Raw genomic sequence first — 18,154 nt, 5'->3', positions numbered from 1 at the left:
TCCGTTATTATATCGTTGCTTGAACCACACCGGGCAGCTTCTATCGCGGCCCATCGGCGATATAACGGCCAATGGGAACGCTATCGGGCATTACAGATAACTGGACAGACTCATCTGCATGATCTTTGACGAAGACTGAAGCACCGTCTGATACGTCAACTGCTGCCTCGTAAGCTTTGTCAGCAACTCGGTCAGGTCTATATCTTCAGTATAACTCAAACGATCCTGCTGGTCTACCTTTTGAAAGCTGAGTATGTCGCTTGCGGTCGAAACCCGGTTTTCCAGTCCGCCCACGCGGGCTGTCTGCGTAAGAACATTCTGCTGCACGCTGGCAATTTTTGTAAGGGTTTCCTGGCAGCCTTCCTGATTGTTATTTTCGCAATAACTTACAAAATCGCCAACCATGTCAAACAGATTGGTAGACGAAGCAAGAGCTGGTTTACCCTCATAATAGCCGCCAAAAATATCCTTGCCCACGTTGTTAACGGAAATATATGAATCCTTCATTATTTCCAGGTTCAGATCGGCGCGGTCGGGGTGTACCAATATTTGTGTTCCGGCGGTTACCGTGCTGGCTGCCACGCTGGTGGCGTCCATGTCCACATACCCGCTGGGCACGAGCAGGCGCAGCTTCTTTGTGCCGTTGGTGGTGGATGTGGCCGAAATCCAGGTTGAGCCGCTGTCTGTGCTGTACGAATAATTGACCGTGCTGCCCGACGAAGCCAGGTCGGCATCGTTGTCCATTCGCACGAGCACGTTGCCGCCAAAAGCACCGGCGGCAGACGTTGTCAGATTTGCCGGCCCGCCCATGACAGTCATGGTGGGCGGCGGATCGTTGTCGTCACCCTGGTACATGGCTGTGGGCCGAATATATACCAATGTGCCGTTGTGCGAGCCAGCGCCAAGGCTCACGTCGGCAGCCGTAACGGCCATGTCGTTCTTCATTGTTACCGTAACGCCGTTCATCGAAAGAGTGCGGCCTGCGGTTGTTCCCGTGCTCCAGGTTGTACCGCCGTCCGAAGACCAGCGAAAATTCTGCGGGCCGCCGTCCAGCGTGCCCGTGCTGGTGAACTGCACCATCATGGATGTGGTTGCAGCCCCCTGGATGGTATAGTTTCCCGCCTGGATGGCCGTGTTCCAGTTGGTATCGGCACTGGTCAGCCCCAGCCCTTCTTCAAAGGCGTTGCGGTCGTAACGCTGCCCGCCAAAAATGCTGTTGCCCTCGTACTGCGTGTTGGAAAGATTGAGTATCTGCCCAAAAATCTGCCGGGCCTGATAGGCAATCTGCTGGCGGTTTGCCGCAGTATAGGTTCCTGTTGAGGCCTGCTCTGCCAGGCTTTTCAGGCTGGTAAGCGCAGTGCTCAACTGGGTTCCAAGCACGTTGTCGGTCAGCTCTAGCCAGCCCTTGGCTGTATCCACGTTGCTCTGATACTGGTTGGTAGCCTCAATATCATCGCGCGTGGTAAGCACGCGGTAGGTTCCGGCGGGATCGTCCGATGGCCGGTTGATCTTTTTCTGTGTCGAGCCCTGCTCGTTGCTTTCCATGTACGCCGACAGATTCTTCTGCATCTGGGTCGTCATGGTATCGTACATTCTGCTTTGTGTAACGCGAATGCCCATAACCGTCTCCTATTGCTTGAGCCCAAGAAGGGTTTGCAGCATCTGGTCGGCGGTGGTGATAAGCTTGGCCGCTGCCGTGTAGGAGTGCTGAAATTTGATGAGGTTTGCCATTTCTTCATCCAGGTTTACGCCAGAGGCAGAGCTTACCTGTGTATCAAGATCGCTGGTCAGCGTCTTGTGGTACTCTGAATTGGTCTTGGCAAGCCGGGTATCTGCGCCAACAGTGGTAACCAGGCTGGCGTAATACTGCGAGATAGTCTGGTTGGTGGTGTTCTTCCACACTGTGGAAATGGTCACATTGGTGTCAGAGAGCTTGCCAATGGCGGTGGCATTGGCATTGTCGCCCTTGTTGATCTGCTGCTGCCCATTTACCTGCCCTGCGGCAATGTAGTTTACATTGCCGTGCAGCTGGCTGTTTACAGCAAGGGTGCTCGCATCAGTGCCGGTAAAAAATGTATTCATGCCAAGAGCAGCCATCATGCCGGTGCTGTCTGTACCAAGAGCAAATTGCAGATTGCTGCCCGCAGCAGAGTTGACCACAAGCTTGCCATCCTGAATGCTGGCCGAAAGCTCGGTGGGAAACGTATAGTTTATGGCAGCGACCACATCATCCAGCGAATGCACCTTGGGGTCAAAGTTCTGCACGCCGGTAGTTGCGCTGTCAAAATCCAGCTGCCCCGAAGACACATAGTTGCCCGTTGTCTTGTCGTAAAAATAAAAATTGACGTTGCCCGCCTGAATTTTGCCAGCATCGGGCAGTACGGTTTGGGCAGAGCCAAGGGGAACGGTAGTATTGAGCACAGTCTGCTGGCCCTGGGCATAGTCAAACAGCGTGGTTCCCGCACCCTGGCTGTGGATGCGGTTCACTTCCCATATCAGCGACTTGGCTGTGGCATCGAGTTCGTCAAGATATCTGCCGCAGTTGTCGTCGCGAACGCTGAAATAGGTGGTCAGCTTGCCGCCAGACACACGGTTCTGGTTTTCTGTACCGTCAAAAAAGGTCTGCGGCGTAACATTTTGCGGGCCCCGTGTGGGTTCGTTCCAGTACAGCCCAGTTTTGGGCATGATGTCGAACTTGTCGCCAGCCGTAAAATCGGAGATGGAGCTGAAAGAAATTTTGAGGTTCTTTACCTGCACCGGGTCGGTGGTGCTGCCGTTGGAGCTTATCTCGTAGTGCATTTCTGCGCCGTTGTCGTCGCGCAGCCATGTTTTACCGCCGTCGAGCGAGACACGAAACGTGGGGTTGCCGCTTGAACCGGCAACACCCGCATTGCCCCCGGTAAGCACTTCTACCGTGTACTCGTGGCTGTCAGAGCCATCAAACTGCACATTGCCCGCGTAGGCAGAGCCCACAGAAAGCCGGTTTTCGGCGCGGGCAGCAAGAACTTCCAGCGAATTGGTGCTTATGCCCTGCACCAGAGGCTGGCCGGTGGCAAGCGACACCGTAAAATCGCCGTTGCCCCTGTCCACCGTGGTAACATTGACGTAGGTCGCCATTTCGCGCACAAGACCGTCGCGCTGGTCAAGCAGGGCATTGGGGTTGCTTACCCCATCAATGGTATTGGCGTTGATCTGCTTGTTGAGCGAGGCAATGCTCTTGGCCAGTTCATTGACGCGGTCCACGCCCTGGGTGATGGAAACATCCATCTGGCTTTGCAACGATTTGACGCCATCTGCCGTACTGCCGAGCATGTCGCAGAGGTTGTCTGCATACGAAAGCAGGGACTCGCGCGAGGCTGTGTCGCTAGGACGCTGCGCAAGATCCTTCCAGGCAGTAAAAAATTTGTTCAAGGCAGAGCTTACACCCGCCCGGTTGGATTCATTGAAGAGGCTTTCAACCGAACCCATGATATTTTCCTGCTCTTCCCAGCGTGAGGAGTTGCTCGACTGGGTTACGTAGGAACTTTCGAGAAATGAGTTGAAATACCGTAAAATCTGCTGGGCGTTAACGCCCAATCCTTCACCGCCCGGCTTGGTGGTGAGGGTTCCGGCATCGCGCTGATCCACATACCGGCGGGTGTAACCCTCGGTATCGGCATTGGCGATATTGCTGCCCGTGACCGAAATCCAGGCTTGCGCGGCGTTGAGGGCCGTTTGGCCCACATTAAAAAGACCGCTGAGCATGACTACAGCCTCCCGGAAATCAGTGCCGCCTGGGGATGCTGCGTGCGCATGCCGCCACGGCGTCCATAGGTCTCTGCCTTGGGCGGCATGGCCTGACTTGTAAGGGCCTGAAGGGTACGGCTGCTCTGGTCAAGCAGGGCCAGCGAAAGCGTGGTATTGCGCGAAGCCTGCCGCGCAACGCCCTGCTCGCTCACGTCTATGCGGCACAAGGTTTCCAGCAGCGAGGCCGCCAGATCATCGGGGAGCATGCCTGCGTATTCCGCCACGCGCATGCCACCAAGCCGCTTGATGACAAAGGTTTTTTCCAGCGCCAGATGGCGGATCAGCTCCTGAATGGAAAATTCCAGAGACACCACGCCATCGGTATCGCGGCCAATAAGGCAATTGTATTCTTCTTCAAGAAGGTCGCGCAAAAGGCACAGGGCCTTATCCTGACGCGAAAGCGATTCGTAAATGACGTTGTGCATATGTACCTCCGAGGAACTGTTGCTCCCATCCGCGCCTGCCCTGTGACCCGGCGGGATGGCAGAAACTGCCGCCCCGTCTGGATTTAAGCAAATTTCGTGCCTGAAAATTTATTCCCAGCCCATACACGGGAGTGGCAAAAAGTTGCACCTTTCAGCCTGCCCCCCCCGGGCCACGCCATCAGAAAGCTACTGCCTGCCGTATACATCTGTGGCCGTCAGCGGCGGTATGCCCGTTGCAGCTGCCCCACGGCTGTCGGCATTTTTGCCGCTCTGGCGCACAGATATCTGCCCGCCGGTGAGCGGTACGGGGCTGACCATTCCCGGCGCGGTTGCGGGGGTTCCCCCCTGAAGCGGCATGGGTGCTCCCGTTGCTGCGGCCTGGCTGGCCGGCAGGGGGGCCTGCTGGCCTGCTGGCCCCATGGGCAGGGTGCTTACCTGGGCCGTGGGCTGCGCCCCGGCTGCTGCCTGCGCCGCCTGCACGCCGCCGGGCTGGCCCTGCTGGGCCTGCTGGGCGTGGTAGGCTGCTATGCCCGCACCCGCCTTGCTGTTGGGGCCAGTTCCGTCTGTATTCAACGTGCGGATAAGCCCCTGCTTGCCGCCGCGCCCGGCCGGGGGCACATTGGTGGTAAAGTGAACCTTGACTGGTTGGGGCTTGGGCGGCAGCAGCTGACCGGAGCCGCCTGCCGGGGCCTGCCCTTGTGCGGGCTGTGTGGCCGCCTGCATGGCTGTTTGCGAGACGGGCTGCATGGCCGCCTGCGCGCCAAAGCTCTCGCCCGCGAGCGGCGGAATCGCCATGTTGGGCATGGGCGCAAAACCCTGATCCCCACCGGGGCTGCCAGCGGCTTCGTCAACCCCCTGCCCTGTCTGCTGGCCGTTGGCCTGGGTAGTATTACCGGGCCGGCTCTGCTGCTGCGCAAGGCCCATCATCTGCTGCATGGAGGGCCGTACCGTGTTGGCGCCAAGCTTGCTGCCAGCCTCAAACTGGGCCAAGCGGGCCATGTTGAGGCCGGTATTCATGTTGGGAACGTTGGACGTACGCACCACCTTGTGGCGCTCTGGCTGCGCAGAGGCCTGAGCGGCCTGCTGTGCGAGGCGGGCGGCTTCGTCGGGATCCTGCCCGTCTGCGGCGGCCTGATCACCGGTAAGGGTACGCGCCGCCGCAGAGCCGTTGGGCACGAGCCCGGCATCCTGCAAGGGCGAAACCCCATCGTAGACCGAGGCTGCGGAACCGGGCGCACGCCTGTTGCCAGAGGCCGCAGCAGCGCTGCCGCTACGCTCGGCTTCGGCAGCATTGGTAGGCGTGAGCATGGGGGCAGCTTCCGGCGTAAAGGCACGCTGGCCCATGGCAGAGGCATCTGTAGCCGTGCTGCGGCTGGCAGATACCAGCCCGCGCGAAAGCTGGGCGTACATCATGTCGGCCAGGCCAATACCACCGGCCGATGTCATTTTTTTGGCCAGTTCCTGATCGTACATGCCCTGCCAGAACTGCTCCTCCTTGCCGTGCAGCAGGGTGGACTTGGGCAGGGTTTTGCGCATTTCTTCCCACATTTTCTGAATAAATATGGATTCAAAGCCCTCGCACGACTCGCGCAGCTTCTTTTCCTTTTGCGCGGGATCAATTTTTTTGCCGCCCAGATTGCCAAGGCCCGCCAGGCGAGACTGCATTTCGTTGCGGGCAATTTCGCCCGCACCGGCCTCAGGCGGAACAAGCGCGGTTGACATGGGCGTGGTCATTTAGATTACCTCCAGATCCGCATGCAATGAGCCCGAAGCCTGCATTGTCCGTAAGATGGAGATGAGGTCGCGGGGTGTTGCGCCGATGGCATTGAGGCCGTCCACCAGTTCCTGAAGAGTTGCGCCTTCCACCATCATGAGGTGGCGCGCTTCTTCGCGCACGTTGGTTTCTGTTTGCGGGGTAACCACGGTCTGCCCTTGCGAGAAGGGGCCGGGCTGCGAGACCTGTTCGCTTTCCTGCACAGTTATTTGCAGATTGCCGTGGGCCACCGCCGCGCGCGATATGCGCACATCGCGCCCAAGCACCACTGTGCCGGTTTTTTCGTCCACAACCACCTTGGCGGAGGTGTCGGGGCTGACATCCAGATTTTCCACAGAGGCCATGAGCGGAACCAGATTGTTGCGGTACTGGGGCGGCACGTCCATGGTCACGCTGGTGGCGTCCACGGCACGGGCGTAGCGCCCGCCCATGGCTCCGTTAAGGCGCTCAGCTATCTGCTGCGCGGTAGAAAAATCGCCCACACGCAGGTTGAGCGTGAGCTTGTCCTGCTGGTTGAATTCAAAGGGGATGCCGCGTTCCACAATACCGCCGCCGGGAATGATGCCCACGGTGGCGATGTTCTTGGTGGTACTGGCCGCCTTGCCCGAAGCGGAAAAACCGCCCACGGTCAACGCGCCCTGGGCCAGGGAATATACCTTGCCGTCCACGCCCTTGAGGGCCGTTTGCAGCAGCACGCCGCCCATGAGGGAAGATGCATCGCCCACCGATGAGACGGTTACGTCAATCCGCGTACCGGGCTTGGACGAAACAGGCATGCGCGCCGTTACCATGACCGAGGCCACGTTTTTTATCTTCAGGGCCGAGGCGTCCACGCCAACGCCCATGCGGTCCATCATGTTTTTCATGGAGCTCAGGGTGAAGACAGAGTCCTTTTTATCACCCGTTCCCGCCAGACCAACCACCAGCCCGTAACCGATGAGCTGGTTGTCGCGCACGCCCGAAAACGTGGCGATATCCTTGATGCGCACGGCCTGCGCGGGCAAGGCCCAGCAAACCAGCAGTGCGGCGGTGGTTATCCAGAAAATGGGATGGCGCAGTATCGTCAATTTCATGGCGCAGACTCCTTGCCGAAATACCGGCACAAAGGGGTTTGCAGAAAGCATGCCGAACTGCGCACCAGGGGCTGCTGCCCACAGCACATAAAAAAAAGGCGGTCATGGAATTATCCATGACCGCCCGGCGTTGTTATGCTGGTTTGGTATTATCGGAACAGGCCCGGCTCTTCGCGCACAAGGTTGGCGGCAATAAGCTTGCTGTCCGGCTTGTAGGTTCCGTTAGAAACCTGAATACGCAGGGATTCCACCTTTTCGGCCCGCACATCGGGCGTGTTCTGGGCTGTGCGGCGCGCCTCTGTCAACAGCAGGGCGTCCTGCGACACGCTGACAGTATCCCCCTGTGAACCTTCGGTGGAAACCTGGGCAGCGCTGGCCCGGTTCTTCAGTCTGGCTTCGCCGCTTTTGTCGAGGCTGGATGCCGTGCCATAAGGATCGAGAAAATTATTGATCTTTCCCTGAATTTCCATAGTGCTCTCCGCCTGTGCTCCCTGCCGCCCGGTTACCCGGCCGGTGGCTCATCAAGCATGCTTTCGTCAACTTTTTTTCGCGTTACGCGCCACAGGGCGTTGCGCGATGCACGCATTTTTTCATCAGACAAAGGCTCAAGGCCTTCCGGCCCCTGACCCACAATACGCAATCTGCCACCGGGAGGATAGGTGAATTGCACGTCCTGCCCCACCTCGCGTCCCAGCTCCTGGCGGATTTCTTCCACCACGGGGTTGTCGCTGCCGGTATAGAGCAGGGCTTCGTACAGCTCTCGTGCCACCTTTTCGACCATCAGATGCCGTCGGGCAGCGGGATCTGGATCATTGGGATCGTCCCCCGCAGCCATTCTGCGCCGCATCCTCAACCGCGCAAGACGCCGGGCTGCAAGCAGTTGCTGCTCATACCCCTGAAGCATCATGCGCACTTGCGCGGCGGTTACATCGGCCATGGTGTTTTCCGTCCTTCCATCCTTTTCGGCAGGATCGAAAAAAACTTTAGACACACCACAAAAAGCCTTTGGCCTGTAACTTCACAGCATTGCAGGCCATGGCGCTGTTTATCGACGATTTCTGGCAAGGGCGCAGCCCACGGCCAACAGGTTGAGCACGCCAAAAACTATCAGGTCAACGCGCATGGCCCCCATAAACGCATCAATGTTATGCGTTCCTGCTGGTTCGCTGCCAAGATAAAATCCCAGCGTCAGAGTTATCACCGCCATGTTGAACAGTTGCCCACCAGTGCGCACTGCCCCGGTAAGGCCAGCGGCCTGCCCCACGCGGTCACGGCCCGCGCTTTCAAGAATAATGGTGGTATTGGGCAGCGCAAACAGGCTTATGCCCATGCCCAGCAAACACTGGGCCGAAACCAGCACGTACATGGGCGAATCTATGCGCAACAGCCCGCACACAACAAGCCCAAGGCCACACAGGCCTATGCCCGCAGCGCTGACCCTGCCCGGCTCAAATCTGCCGCACAGCCGCGCCGCCACCGGGGTTGTCATGGCCTGCACCACCGACTGCAAGGCAAGAAACAGCCCGGCCTGCTGTACCGACATGCCGCGCCCAAACTGAAGATACAAGCTAAAAAAGAACACTATGCCAAAAAAGGACGTGTAATTGATGAATGCCGCCAGAGAGGACAGGGCAAAAACCCTGTTGCGCGCAAGCAGGCGCAGATCCAGCAGCGGATTGGCGCTTTTGAGCTCCTTGGCGCAAAAAGCGGCCATCAGACCCGCAAAGGCCACCAGCAGACCGCCAGCAATGGCCGGGGCCGCAGCCAGTTCAGAGGCTCCAAAGGTCAGGCATACCATGGCGGCCGCATAGACAAAGCAGCCCGTCCAGTCAAAAGGCTTGCCCTCGGCCCTGCGCCATTCAAGCTTGACGCGATACTTCATCAGAAGCAGCACGGCCACAGAGGCAAGGGCACTGCCCCAAAACAGCCACTGCCAGCCCAGACAACCGGCCACAAAACCCGCCACGGGCGGCCCGCAGGCAATACCGGCATACACCGACGAGCCGCTGTACCCAAGGTAGGAGGCGCGCCGTCCCTCTGGCGCGGCAGAGGCCAGCAGGGCAAGGCCGCAGGCATTGAACATGGCCCCGCCCACACCCTGCACAAAACGCAGCAGCAAAAACAGCGGCACGGAATTGACAAAACCCAGCAGGGCTCCAGCCACGGCAAACAGGGCAATGCCCCACAAAAAAACCCGCCTGTAGCCCCAAATATCGCCCATGCTGCCGCTGGCCAGCTGAAAAACCGCCAGCCCCATGGAATAAAACGCCCCCATCAGGCCCAGCTCACGCGCACTGGCGTGGAGACTTTGCCCCAGCGGCGGCAGCACGGCGTTTACGCCAGCCATCATGAAAGGCATGAAAAACAGGGAAGTACACACGGACACCAGCAACCAGCCGTGCCCTTTTTCGATGGATGAACTCATACCATACACAATAGCGCCGGGGGTGCGGGGCGGTCAATACGCCCCACAGCCCTGGCCTGCGCAGGATTACAGTTTGCCCACGGCCTCGGCCAGCCGCAGGCACATATCGGCCTTGTTCAGTGTATACAGATGTATGCCGGGCGCGCCCGCATCGAGCAGGCTGCGTATCTGCCGCACCGCATAATCCAGCCCCACCTGCCGCACGGCCTCGGCCCCGCCTTCGTTGTGGGCTTTTTCGAGGGCCAGATACAGCTTGCCGGGAATGTTGGCCCCGCACAGGGAAAGCACGCGCCGCAGCGAATCAAAGCTCTGGATGGGCAGAATGCCGGGGATCACCGGGGTGGTGATGCCCTGCCCGCGCAGATGGCTCACCAGGTCTTCGTATTCGCGGGCGTCAAAAAAAAGCTGGGTAAGGGCAAAGTCGGCCCCGGCCCGCAGCTTGTTGGCCGTATGCCGCCGGTCGTCGGCAAAAGTGGGCGATTCCGGGTGTGGGGCAGGATAGGCCGCCACGCCAATGCCCATGCCCGGTTGCTGCTCTCTGGCAAAGGCCACCAGATCAGAAGCATGGCGAAAATGGGCAGTGCTCCAGCTCCATTCCTTGTCGGCGGGCGGGTCGCCGCGCAGGGCCAGCACGTTATTGACCCCCGAAGCGCGCAGATCGCTCAAAAATGCGGCGATGGACTGGGGCTCGGCGCCCACGCAGGTCAAATGCGCCATGGCGGCGATGCCCCGGCGGGCCAGCTCTGCCGTTACGGCCAGCGTATTTTGCTGCCGTGCGCCGCCAGCGCCGTATGTGACCGACGCAAACAGCGGGTTGAGCGCACACAAACGGTCAACCGTTGTGTAAAAATCGGGTAGATGGGCCGTGTCGGAGGGGGGAAAAAACTCCAGCGAATAAAAAGGGGCCGAAAGTTTCCGGATCATTTGACCGATATGCATGGAAAGCTCCTTAACGCGTAATGCCACAGAGATTTGTACTGCGACCTGATAGCTTATGTTTATATCAAGATAAGTTGATATGTCAACAAAAATATGGCAGCACACCTTGCCAAATGGCAAAAGCGGTCGTAATGCAGGGTACGGACATTAAAAATAGACGGCAAGATATGAATACCCGGCAGTATCCTTTTATAGCAGCGGACTCGATCCGGCCCTTGAGACGGACCATCCGCACTCTGCCGAAAACATGGCTGACGGCGCTTGCGCTCGTATGTCTTGCTTTTCTTCCGCATCCCGCCCTCGCGGTACCAGGCCAAATGGACACCCCGCTGCCCGACGCGTGGCTGTTGGCCAGCAATGCGGGCGGTGTTGCAGCCGCAGCGGCCAGCAGCGACGAGGCCGCCGCCCAGCAGCCTCCGCACCAGCAGCCCCCCAGCTTGCCTGCGGCAACCGAACCCACTGCCGATAACGGCCTGGACAACCAGGGCCGTGCCGACTGGCGCGAGCTGGAGCCCGGCCTGCTTTTTGGCGAATTTCAGCTCAACGACGGTGATGCGCGCCTGAGCGTGCTGCGCATTGATCCCGCCCATTTTGACTTTACCCTCTGCGCCCGCTCGCAGGACAGCGGCCCCTCGCGCCCGCTGAGCCAGTGGGGCGAACAGTACAACCTTGCCGCCGCCATCAACGCCAGCATGTATCTGCCCGACGGATCAACCAGCACCGGCTACATGCGCCAGGGCGATCACACCAACAATGGCCGCATCGTGCAGCGGTTTGGCGCGTTTTTTGTGGCCGGGCCCGACGAGCCGGGCCTGCCCCTGGCCGCCATTATCGACCGCGACAACCCCCTGTGGCGGCAGCAGATGGAGCGCTATTCGCTGGTTATCCAGAACTACCGCATGATCAACGCCGACCGGCGCATTCTCTGGTCGCCCGGCGGCCCGCACTATTCCATATCTGCCGTTGCGCAGGATGGAGACGGCCAGATTCTTTTCATGCACTGCCGCCAGCCTGTAGAGGCCTACGCCTTTGCCCAGCAGGTGCTGCATCTGCCGCTTAACGTGCGCACTGTCATGTATGTGGAAGGCGGCGGCCAGGCGGGCCTGCTGGTGCGCTCTGCGGCGCTGACGCGCGAACTGGTGGGCCTGAGCCCAAGCGGCCTGCTGGTTACCGGCGATCTGCGGGCAGTGCTGCCCAACGTGCTTGGGGCCCGCCGCAAGAGCGTACCTGCACAGCCCGACGAAAGCCCCGCACAGGGGCAAGAGCAAGTTACACCCGTTGCAGCTCCGTCAAATGCCGCAGTCAGCCCTCCCGCCACCACTGACGAAACCGCCCCCAACACCGGGGCCGCGCAAAACCAGCCTCAACTTCAGGAACAGGCTGCGCCCCCCGCTGCGCCACTGCCTCTGGCCCCCAGCCATACCTTGTTGCCAGCGCACGTACCCGCTACATCTGCCAGCGACACCGCCGCAGCCCCTCTCACAGAGCCCGGAACCCCGCTTGCGCAACCACCGGCACGTGGTGCGAAACCTGCTGTTCAGCAACCTGATCAGTCGCTCAAAAAATAAAAGTTTTAATACCCTCAAATTCGGCCAGCAGCGCGGCTTTTTTGCGTTTTTTCACCACGTTATTTTAATGGTAATAATTACCAATCTCGAAAAAAAGGCTTTACATCGCTGGGCACTTCTTTCACAATGGCTGCTGGAAAGGGGGCTGATCATGTGTTTCAAGTGTTTCAGCCTGCCCCCCACAAGATAACCAGTCAAAACAAGTGAGGGACTCATGCCCACGCAACTCGAAGTGTATAAGTGCACCCACTGTGGCAATATTGTTGAAGTTCTTCATGGCGGCGGCGCAGACATCGTCTGCTGTGGCGACCCCATGAAGCTGATGGTCGAAGGTGCCACCGACGGTGCCCTTGAAAAGCACGTGCCTGTCATCGAAAAAGTTGACGGCGGCTACATGGTGAAGGTTGGCAGCGTTGCCCACCCCATGGAAGAAAAGCACTTCATCGAATGGATCGAGCTGCTGGCCGACGGCAGGAGCTACACCAAGTTCCTGAAGCCCGGCGATGCGCCCGAGGCCTTTTTTGCCATTGACGCGGCCAAGGTTACTGCCCGTGAATACTGCAATCTGCACGGCCACTGGAAGGCTGAAAACTAGTTTTTCACCCTGTGCCCCTGTGCGTTGCCCGGCATAAAGCCACAATAAAATTTTCAGGAGACAAGCCATGCAAAAGTATGTTTGCGGCGTTTGCGGTTACGAGTACGACCCCGCTGAAAACGACAATGTGCCCTTTGAAGATCTGCCCGAAGACTGGACCTGCCCCGTTTGCGGCGTGGGTAAAGACCAGTTTTCTCCTGCCTAATTTTCCAATTTTCCCGTACTTTCCCCCGCTTTGCCTTGCCCTAAGGCAAGGCGGGGCTTTTTGTAAACGGGAATGCCCCAACACTGCGGAGATTTACCATGCAGCCAGTAGAAATTAAAAAAGATATTTTCTGGGTCGGCCATGTCGATTACGACCACAGGGATTTTCACGGATATTCCCGCTCGCCCGACGGCTCGACCTACAACGCCTACCTGATCAAGGACGAAAAAAACGTTCTGCTCGATACCGTTGCCTCGGGCTGCGAAGGCACCCTGCTGTGCCGCATTGCGCAGGTTCTTGAGCCCGAAAAAATTGACTACATCATCTGCAACCACATGGAACTTGACCACGCTGGCGCGCTTGAAGCCATCATCGAGCGCTGCAAGCCCGAAAAGGTCTTTGTGTCACAGACCGGTCTCAAATCCATGGCTGGCTACTTTGACTGCAAGGATTGGCCCGTGCAGGCTGTCAAAAGCGGCGACAGCATCAATATCGGCAAGCGCACCATCGTGTTTCAGGAAACCCGCATGCTGCACTGGCCCGACAGCATGGTTTCCTATATTCCCGAAGACAAGCTGCTGGTCAGCAACGACATCTTTGGCCAGAACATTGCCAGCTCCGCGCGCTTTGTTGACGAATTCGGCGACGACGGCGAATTTTCGCGCCGCGTCAAGGAATACTACTACAACATCGTGCTGCCCTACTCTCCCATGGTGCTCAAAACCCTGCCCGTGGTGGAAAAGCTCGATATCGACATGATCGCCCCCGACCATGGACTTATCCACCGTGGTGAAAAAGCCGTGCGCAACATCATAGACATGTACCGCAGCATGGCCGAGCAAAAGCCCCAGCAGCGCGCCCTGGTGTTTTACGACACCATGTGGGAATCCACCGAAACCATGGCCTACGCCATTTGCAGCGGCCTTGAAGAAAACGGTGTGCCCACACGCATCATGAGCGTCAAGCAGAACCACCACAGCGCCATCATGACCGAGCTTGCCGACTGCGGCGCGGTCATTGCCGGTTCGCCCACGCACAACAATACCGTGCTGCCCCTCATTGCCGCCCAGCTTACCTACATGAAGGGCCTGCGCCCCCTGAACCGCATTGGCGGTGCGTTTGGCTCATACGGCTGGTCGGGCGAAGGCCCCAAATATCTGCACGAACAGCTGGCCGCCATGAACATGGAAATGCCCGCCGAACCCGTGAAGTGCAACTGGCGGCCCGACCACGAAACCCTCAAGGCCTGCCACCAGATGGGCGCTACCATTGCAGACGCCCTTAAAAAGAAGTGCCAGGGCTAAGAGCACTCTGCCCCAGATAAAAAACAGCAGCGTTCACACAGAACGCTGCTGTTTTTTTATGGTCTGCTGCCTGCCGCACGCTTTTACATGCTGCCCTTGCAATGCCACATTTTAAATTACCCGAAACAGCACCGCCGAGCATCAGTCTGCTGCAGCCCGCCCTTCTCCCTGGGCAGACACGCGCGCGACGCACTGGTAGTGGCCGTGACACTGACCAGCAGTATTGCAAATACCTACTTAACCAGCCCAGCCTTTACAGCAAAGGGATCCCAGGCAGGATCGCGGTGGGGCTCGTATTCCGTAATCTGGGCCACCCAGTCGCTCAGCGGCTGCCCGTAAAGCCGGGCAATCACAGCCACGGTCATGTCCATACCGGCAGAAACCCCGGAAGAGGTCACAACATTGCCGTTATCCACCCAGCGTGCGCTGGCTACCCAGCGCACCTTGGGGCCGGGAGCGATGGAAGCCTTAAAGGCCATCTTGTTGGTTGTGGCGGCCCTGCCATCAAGTAGACCCGCAGCAGCCAGTAACGATGCGCCGTTGCAGACAGACATGGCAAGGGACGTGTTTTTTGCCTGCGCCCGCAGCCAGTTGAGGGTTGCCGGATCGCTGACAAGAGGAGTAACGCCGATGCCGCCGGGCACAAGCAGATAGTCCAGCGCGGGCGCATCGGCATAGTCAAAATCCGCCACGGTTTTGGGCCCCTGGTTCGAAGGCACGGGCCCCTTGGTGGCGGCCACAGTCACCAGGCGGATGCCCACCCTGTCAGATGCCTCCCCCCAGAAACGGTCAGGGGCATGCTTGAGACTGCCCCACATTTCCAGGGGCCCATAGGCATCGAGCATCTCAAAACCGGGAAAAAGCAACACGCCCAAGGTTATTTGCCGGGCGGCGGGTACGGGAACGACATCGTACATGCCGCCGGTTTCTGCGGATGTAGGCTGGCTGGGGGTCTGGGCCTGCACGCCCAAGGGCCATGCCGATGCCAGCAGAACCAGCAAACAGGCCAGAGGTTTCAAACAGTGCTGAAAAATACGGTACATATGCGTCTCCTTTTCTGCGGGTAGCTAACTCCCGCGTGGCACGAATGCACCCAGCCTAGTGCAGATTCCCCCTTGGCAACAATGACAATAAATATGTTTTTTCTGCCACTTTGTGAGCCGTTGCTCACGAGCCAATATAATTTGGCCTGGCCATAAAACAAAAAACCCTCCGCTAGCGGAAGGTTTTTTGTGTAATCCCTGACAACGTGCGGAAACGCTGCCCGGCTTTTTATACTGTGATGTCTTGGCCGCTAGTTGCGCACGTCGTCATCGTTGTCGGCAGAACGCCCACCCTGGGGGCCACGCTGCTGATCGCGCGGGGGACGGCGGTCGTCGCGCGGGCGGCCCATTTCGTCACCACGGGAGCCACGGCGGTCGCCACGGTCTTTGTCGTACTGGGGCTTGCCCATGCGTTCACCCTGTTCGCTGCGATTGTCGTGCCCGCGCTCCATGCGGTTTTCATGACGATTATCGCGACGGTCATCGCGGCGGTCGTCACGACGGTCGTCTCGCTGGTCGCGGCGGTCATCGCGACGGTCATCGCGGCGGTCGTCACGACGGTCCTGCTTGTCCTTGCGGTCGTAATGCTGACCACGGTCATTACCGCGATTTCCGTCACGGTCACTGCGCTGCTTGTAGTTTTGCGTGGCATCCCTGTCGGGGGCTGCCTGCACAACGGGGGTTCCGGCAAACATCAGGCCTGCGGCCAGAACACTCAGCGCCAAAGGTTTCAACACATATTGCATACGCATACATTTCCTCCTTGGGATGGGCATTTTGCCCATTGCCTCCTTACGCCAGCACGCGGCGGGATGCAAGATGGCATCCAAGCTACCGAACACACTGTCAGAAATCCGTTAAGGCCGGGCCTTCTGGTGGGCGTGCCTACAAATCAGCCGCGCGCATTGCGCAGTGCGGGCACGCCAACGCCCTGCTGACGGGCTGCGGCCTCCAGAGCGTCAGCCTCTGGGCGAATGTAGGTCTGGCCTTCGATCACATATTCCTTGGCTGGCAGCATCTGACCCGCCACTTCTGTTGTGGTGGCACGGCGCGGAGCCACCATGCGATCAAGGGTCTGCACGCGCAGCCCCAGGGTGTGGGTGTGGCGCAGCACGGCAGCGGCCACGCACTGGCGCTGCCCCGGCAAACACAAAACCCGCAGCAGCCCCGCCGGGCGGTTCTTTTTGCCAAGGCCCGGCAGCCAGAGCACATCAAGCACCTCTGGCATGGAAGAAAGGGCCGAAAGCGCCATGCCCAGATCTTCACCATTAAGGTGGTCAATGTGGCTCTCCAGCTGGATGACCGGTTCGCATCCGCCATGCGCATGGTCGGCCCCGCCTCCGGCCTGCTCCACCAGCCACGCTCTCAATCCGCCGGCAGGCGATTGCAGGCCGTAGCCCGTACCCAAGGCCTTGAGAGTACCCTGCGGGCCGAGAACAAACTCATCCACCAGGGCATGCAGCAAGGCCGCACCAGTGGGGGTAATAAGCTCATCGCGGGTCTCTGTGGCAAAAACGGGCTTGCCCTGTAGCAAACAGGCTGTGGCGGGCCGTGGCAGAGGAATGCAGCCGTGGGACCCCGACACGCTGCCCGAAAACCAGGGCAAGGCAGAAGCCGTAATCCGCTGCACCCCAAGCACCTCAAGACCGTAGGCCGCTCCAATTATATACATGAGGACACGGGCCTCGTCGTCTCGATCGCCGCTGGTTTCGCCCCCGGATTCCGGCGTGGCAAACCGCACCGCATCCACGGGCATCTGGCCCGCTTGGGCGTAGGCTCCGGCCAACGCACTGGCCACGGCGCACGCGCGCTGCCGCACCCGATGTGGCAGATCAATTTTATCTAAAATTTCTGCAAATTCCTTCAGGCTGCCGGGGTGTTGCGCAGCATCCAGCCAGCGCGCTGCAACGGTCTGCCCCGGCCCGCCGGGCCTGGTTGTTGCCGCCACATCAATCTGGCACGGCAGGCCCACCAGGGCCAAAAGCCTTGTCAGCGGCGTAAAATCCACCCCCAGATGGGCAAGGGCGGCAAGGGTCATGGGGCCGCTTATGCCCGCCCCGCAATCAAGATGTAAAAACATATCGGCCCCTTCAAACTTTGACTGTTCACGCAACTTATAGCTACACACTTGTGCAGTAATGGCACATTGGTATATATAAAACCTGTGCATGGCCGTTTCGACCACGCCGTCATAACCTGAAACATATCCCCCCGGAGGGAAAGCATGCCTGTACAGAACTGGATGACCACCGATGTTGTCAGCGTTGGCCCCGATACATCGCTGCTCAAAGTGGGCAAGCTCATGAAGGATCACCACATCCGCCGCATCCCGGTCGTGGACGAACAGGGTCAGGTCATTGGCATCATCTCTGACCGCGACGTGCGCGATGCCTCTCCCTCCAAGGCCACCACGCTCGACATGTACGAAATGCACTATCTGCTGGCCGAGCTGAAAGCCAAAAACATTATGACGGCCAAGCCCATCACCGTCAAACCGACCGACACAGTAGAACAGGCCGCCCTGATCATGCTGGACAACAAGGTTGGCGGGCTGCCCGTGGTGGACGATGCTGGCAAACTGGTGGGCATCATCTCTGACCACGATGTTTTCAAGGCCATGGTAGACATTACCGGCGCACGCCTGGGCGGGTTGCAATTTGCCGTGGAGCTGCCCGACCAGCCCGGCACGGCGCGCCCCCTGTTTGATCTGCTGCGCGCGCACAACGCCCGCATTCTTTCGGTGCTTACCGTTTCCAACCCCGATGGCAACCGCCACATGTTTGTGCGCGTGCGTGACCTTGAAAATGCACAGTCTGAACAAGAACTTATTGCTGGCGTCAACAAGCTTGGCAAAGTGCTCTACTGCCAGCACTAAATACCTACAATTTAATCATGTTTATGGTATGGCATCCGAATCACTACACAAATGCCCCGTACAAAAATGTACGGTGAGAGCGAAAAAGACGCACAGGACTTGCCATCAAAAATTATTTGTGTCATAAGAGCTCTCGTTGTGA

General features: G+C 58.9%; 17 protein-coding genes. 5 read left to right on the top strand and 12 right to left on the bottom strand.

Annotated features, from left to right (window positions below):
* Window positions 1-90 precede the first annotated feature (90 nt).
* The 9 genes from ACE3NW_RS02195 to ACE3NW_RS02155 form a co-directional block, all read right to left on the bottom strand.
* On the bottom strand, window positions 91-1,620 hold the full coding sequence (locus ACE3NW_RS02195; protein ID WP_374279910.1) for a flagellar hook protein: 1,530 nt from the start codon (window positions 1,618-1,620) through the stop codon (window positions 91-93).
* Window positions 1,621-1,629: 9 nt separating this feature from the next.
* A complete protein-coding gene (gene flgK, locus ACE3NW_RS02190; protein WP_374279908.1) occupies window positions 1,630-3,744 on the bottom strand; it encodes a flagellar hook-associated protein FlgK in 2,115 nt (704 codons plus the stop codon).
* A gap of 2 nt (window positions 3,745-3,746) precedes the next feature.
* On the bottom strand, window positions 3,747-4,211 hold the full coding sequence (gene flgN, locus ACE3NW_RS02185; RefSeq protein ID WP_374279906.1) for a flagellar export chaperone FlgN: 465 nt from the start codon (window positions 4,209-4,211) through the stop codon (window positions 3,747-3,749).
* 186 nt (window positions 4,212-4,397) lie between these two features.
* Complete coding sequence (locus tag ACE3NW_RS02180) at window positions 4,398-5,945, bottom strand: rod-binding protein (protein WP_374279904.1); 1,548 nt, start codon at window positions 5,943-5,945, stop codon at window positions 4,398-4,400.
* Complete coding sequence (locus ACE3NW_RS02175; RefSeq protein ID WP_374279902.1) at window positions 5,946-7,058, bottom strand: flagellar basal body P-ring protein FlgI; 1,113 nt, start codon at window positions 7,056-7,058, stop codon at window positions 5,946-5,948.
* Window positions 7,059-7,207: 149 nt separating this feature from the next.
* Window positions 7,208-7,528 (bottom strand): flagellar biosynthesis anti-sigma factor FlgM, encoded by a 321-nt coding sequence (gene flgM, locus ACE3NW_RS02170; protein ID WP_374279900.1) that lies wholly within the window; start codon window positions 7,526-7,528, stop codon window positions 7,208-7,210.
* A 32-nt stretch (window positions 7,529-7,560) separates the two neighbouring features.
* The gene (locus tag ACE3NW_RS02165; RefSeq protein WP_374279898.1) at window positions 7,561-7,995 is read right to left on the bottom strand and encodes a DVU0524 family FlgM-associated protein; all 435 of its coding nucleotides are present in this window, start codon (window positions 7,993-7,995) and stop codon (window positions 7,561-7,563) included.
* A 108-nt stretch (window positions 7,996-8,103) separates the two neighbouring features.
* Window positions 8,104-9,483 (bottom strand): MFS transporter, encoded by a 1,380-nt coding sequence (locus tag ACE3NW_RS02160; protein WP_374279896.1) that lies wholly within the window; start codon window positions 9,481-9,483, stop codon window positions 8,104-8,106.
* A 66-nt stretch (window positions 9,484-9,549) separates the two neighbouring features.
* The gene (locus tag ACE3NW_RS02155; RefSeq protein ID WP_374279894.1) at window positions 9,550-10,422 is read right to left on the bottom strand and encodes a methylenetetrahydrofolate reductase; all 873 of its coding nucleotides are present in this window, start codon (window positions 10,420-10,422) and stop codon (window positions 9,550-9,552) included.
* A gap of 317 nt (window positions 10,423-10,739) precedes the next feature.
* Between ACE3NW_RS02155 and ACE3NW_RS02150 the strand changes: the two genes are divergently transcribed.
* From ACE3NW_RS02150 to ACE3NW_RS02135, 4 genes are all read left to right on the top strand, one after another.
* Window positions 10,740-11,990 (top strand): phosphodiester glycosidase family protein, encoded by a 1,251-nt coding sequence (locus ACE3NW_RS02150; protein ID WP_374279892.1) that lies wholly within the window; start codon window positions 10,740-10,742, stop codon window positions 11,988-11,990.
* Window positions 11,991-12,204: 214 nt separating this feature from the next.
* Entirely contained in the window at window positions 12,205-12,585 is a 381-nt protein-coding gene (locus tag ACE3NW_RS02145; protein WP_136400579.1) for a desulfoferrodoxin, read from the top strand.
* A gap of 67 nt (window positions 12,586-12,652) precedes the next feature.
* A complete protein-coding gene (locus tag ACE3NW_RS02140) occupies window positions 12,653-12,790 on the top strand; it encodes a rubredoxin (RefSeq protein ID WP_291332615.1) in 138 nt (45 codons plus the stop codon).
* Between the two features lie 98 nt (window positions 12,791-12,888).
* Window positions 12,889-14,094, top strand: coding sequence for an FprA family A-type flavoprotein (locus ACE3NW_RS02135; protein WP_374279889.1), 1,206 nt, complete (start codon window positions 12,889-12,891; stop codon window positions 14,092-14,094).
* A gap of 233 nt (window positions 14,095-14,327) precedes the next feature.
* Here the strand turns inward: ACE3NW_RS02135 and ACE3NW_RS02130 are convergent, their stop codons facing one another.
* The 3 genes from ACE3NW_RS02130 to ACE3NW_RS02120 form a co-directional block, all read right to left on the bottom strand.
* Complete coding sequence (locus tag ACE3NW_RS02130; RefSeq protein WP_374279887.1) at window positions 14,328-15,137, bottom strand: DJ-1/PfpI family protein; 810 nt, start codon at window positions 15,135-15,137, stop codon at window positions 14,328-14,330.
* Between the two features lie 251 nt (window positions 15,138-15,388).
* Window positions 15,389-15,889, bottom strand: coding sequence for a hypothetical protein (locus ACE3NW_RS02125; RefSeq protein ID WP_374279885.1), 501 nt, complete (start codon window positions 15,887-15,889; stop codon window positions 15,389-15,391).
* A 140-nt stretch (window positions 15,890-16,029) separates the two neighbouring features.
* Window positions 16,030-17,217 carry a LarC family nickel insertion protein gene (locus ACE3NW_RS02120; RefSeq protein WP_374279883.1) on the bottom strand — a complete coding sequence of 396 codons (1,188 nt, stop codon included), beginning with the start codon at window positions 17,215-17,217 and terminating at the stop codon, window positions 16,030-16,032.
* Between the two features lie 144 nt (window positions 17,218-17,361).
* Between ACE3NW_RS02120 and ACE3NW_RS02115 the strand changes: the two genes are divergently transcribed.
* On the top strand, window positions 17,362-18,012 hold the full coding sequence (locus tag ACE3NW_RS02115) for a CBS and ACT domain-containing protein (protein ID WP_374279881.1): 651 nt from the start codon (window positions 17,362-17,364) through the stop codon (window positions 18,010-18,012).
* The last annotated feature ends 142 nt before the right edge of the window (window positions 18,013-18,154 follow it).

It is taken from the genome of Desulfovibrio sp. (assembly GCF_041907885.1).
Classification (GTDB): Bacteria; Desulfobacterota; Desulfovibrionia; order Desulfovibrionales; family Desulfovibrionaceae; genus Desulfovibrio.
The sequence above is the reverse complement of the archived record's forward strand: the minus strand, read 5'-3'. Positions and strand labels throughout refer to the sequence as shown.

Coding starts and splice junctions, on each gene's coding strand:
- ACE3NW_RS02195 (WP_374279910.1), bottom strand. CDS start 1,620: ATGGGCATTCGCGTTACACAAAGCAGAATGTACGATACCATGACGACC.
- flgK (WP_374279908.1), bottom strand. CDS start 3,744: ATGCTCAGCGGTCTTTTTAATGTGGGCCAAACGGCCCTCAACGCCGCG.
- flgN (WP_374279906.1), bottom strand. CDS start 4,211: ATGCACAACGTCATTTACGAATCGCTTTCGCGTCAGGATAAGGCCCTG.
- ACE3NW_RS02180 (WP_374279904.1), bottom strand. CDS start 5,945: ATGACCACGCCCATGTCAACCGCGCTTGTTCCGCCTGAGGCCGGTGCG.
- ACE3NW_RS02175 (WP_374279902.1), bottom strand. CDS start 7,058: ATGAAATTGACGATACTGCGCCATCCCATTTTCTGGATAACCACCGCC.
- flgM (WP_374279900.1), bottom strand. CDS start 7,528: ATGGAAATTCAGGGAAAGATCAATAATTTTCTCGATCCTTATGGCACG.
- ACE3NW_RS02165 (WP_374279898.1), bottom strand. CDS start 7,995: ATGGCCGATGTAACCGCCGCGCAAGTGCGCATGATGCTTCAGGGGTAT.
- ACE3NW_RS02160 (WP_374279896.1), bottom strand. CDS start 9,483: ATGAGTTCATCCATCGAAAAAGGGCACGGCTGGTTGCTGGTGTCCGTG.
- ACE3NW_RS02155 (WP_374279894.1), bottom strand. CDS start 10,422: ATGCATATCGGTCAAATGATCCGGAAACTTTCGGCCCCTTTTTATTCG.
- ACE3NW_RS02150 (WP_374279892.1), top strand. CDS start 10,740: ATGGACACCCCGCTGCCCGACGCGTGGCTGTTGGCCAGCAATGCGGGC.
- ACE3NW_RS02145 (WP_136400579.1), top strand. CDS start 12,205: ATGCCCACGCAACTCGAAGTGTATAAGTGCACCCACTGTGGCAATATT.
- ACE3NW_RS02140 (WP_291332615.1), top strand. CDS start 12,653: ATGCAAAAGTATGTTTGCGGCGTTTGCGGTTACGAGTACGACCCCGCT.
- ACE3NW_RS02135 (WP_374279889.1), top strand. CDS start 12,889: ATGCAGCCAGTAGAAATTAAAAAAGATATTTTCTGGGTCGGCCATGTC.
- ACE3NW_RS02130 (WP_374279887.1), bottom strand. CDS start 15,137: ATGTACCGTATTTTTCAGCACTGTTTGAAACCTCTGGCCTGTTTGCTG.
- ACE3NW_RS02125 (WP_374279885.1), bottom strand. CDS start 15,889: ATGCGTATGCAATATGTGTTGAAACCTTTGGCGCTGAGTGTTCTGGCC.
- ACE3NW_RS02120 (WP_374279883.1), bottom strand. CDS start 17,217: ATGTTTTTACATCTTGATTGCGGGGCGGGCATAAGCGGCCCCATGACC.
- ACE3NW_RS02115 (WP_374279881.1), top strand. CDS start 17,362: ATGCCTGTACAGAACTGGATGACCACCGATGTTGTCAGCGTTGGCCCC.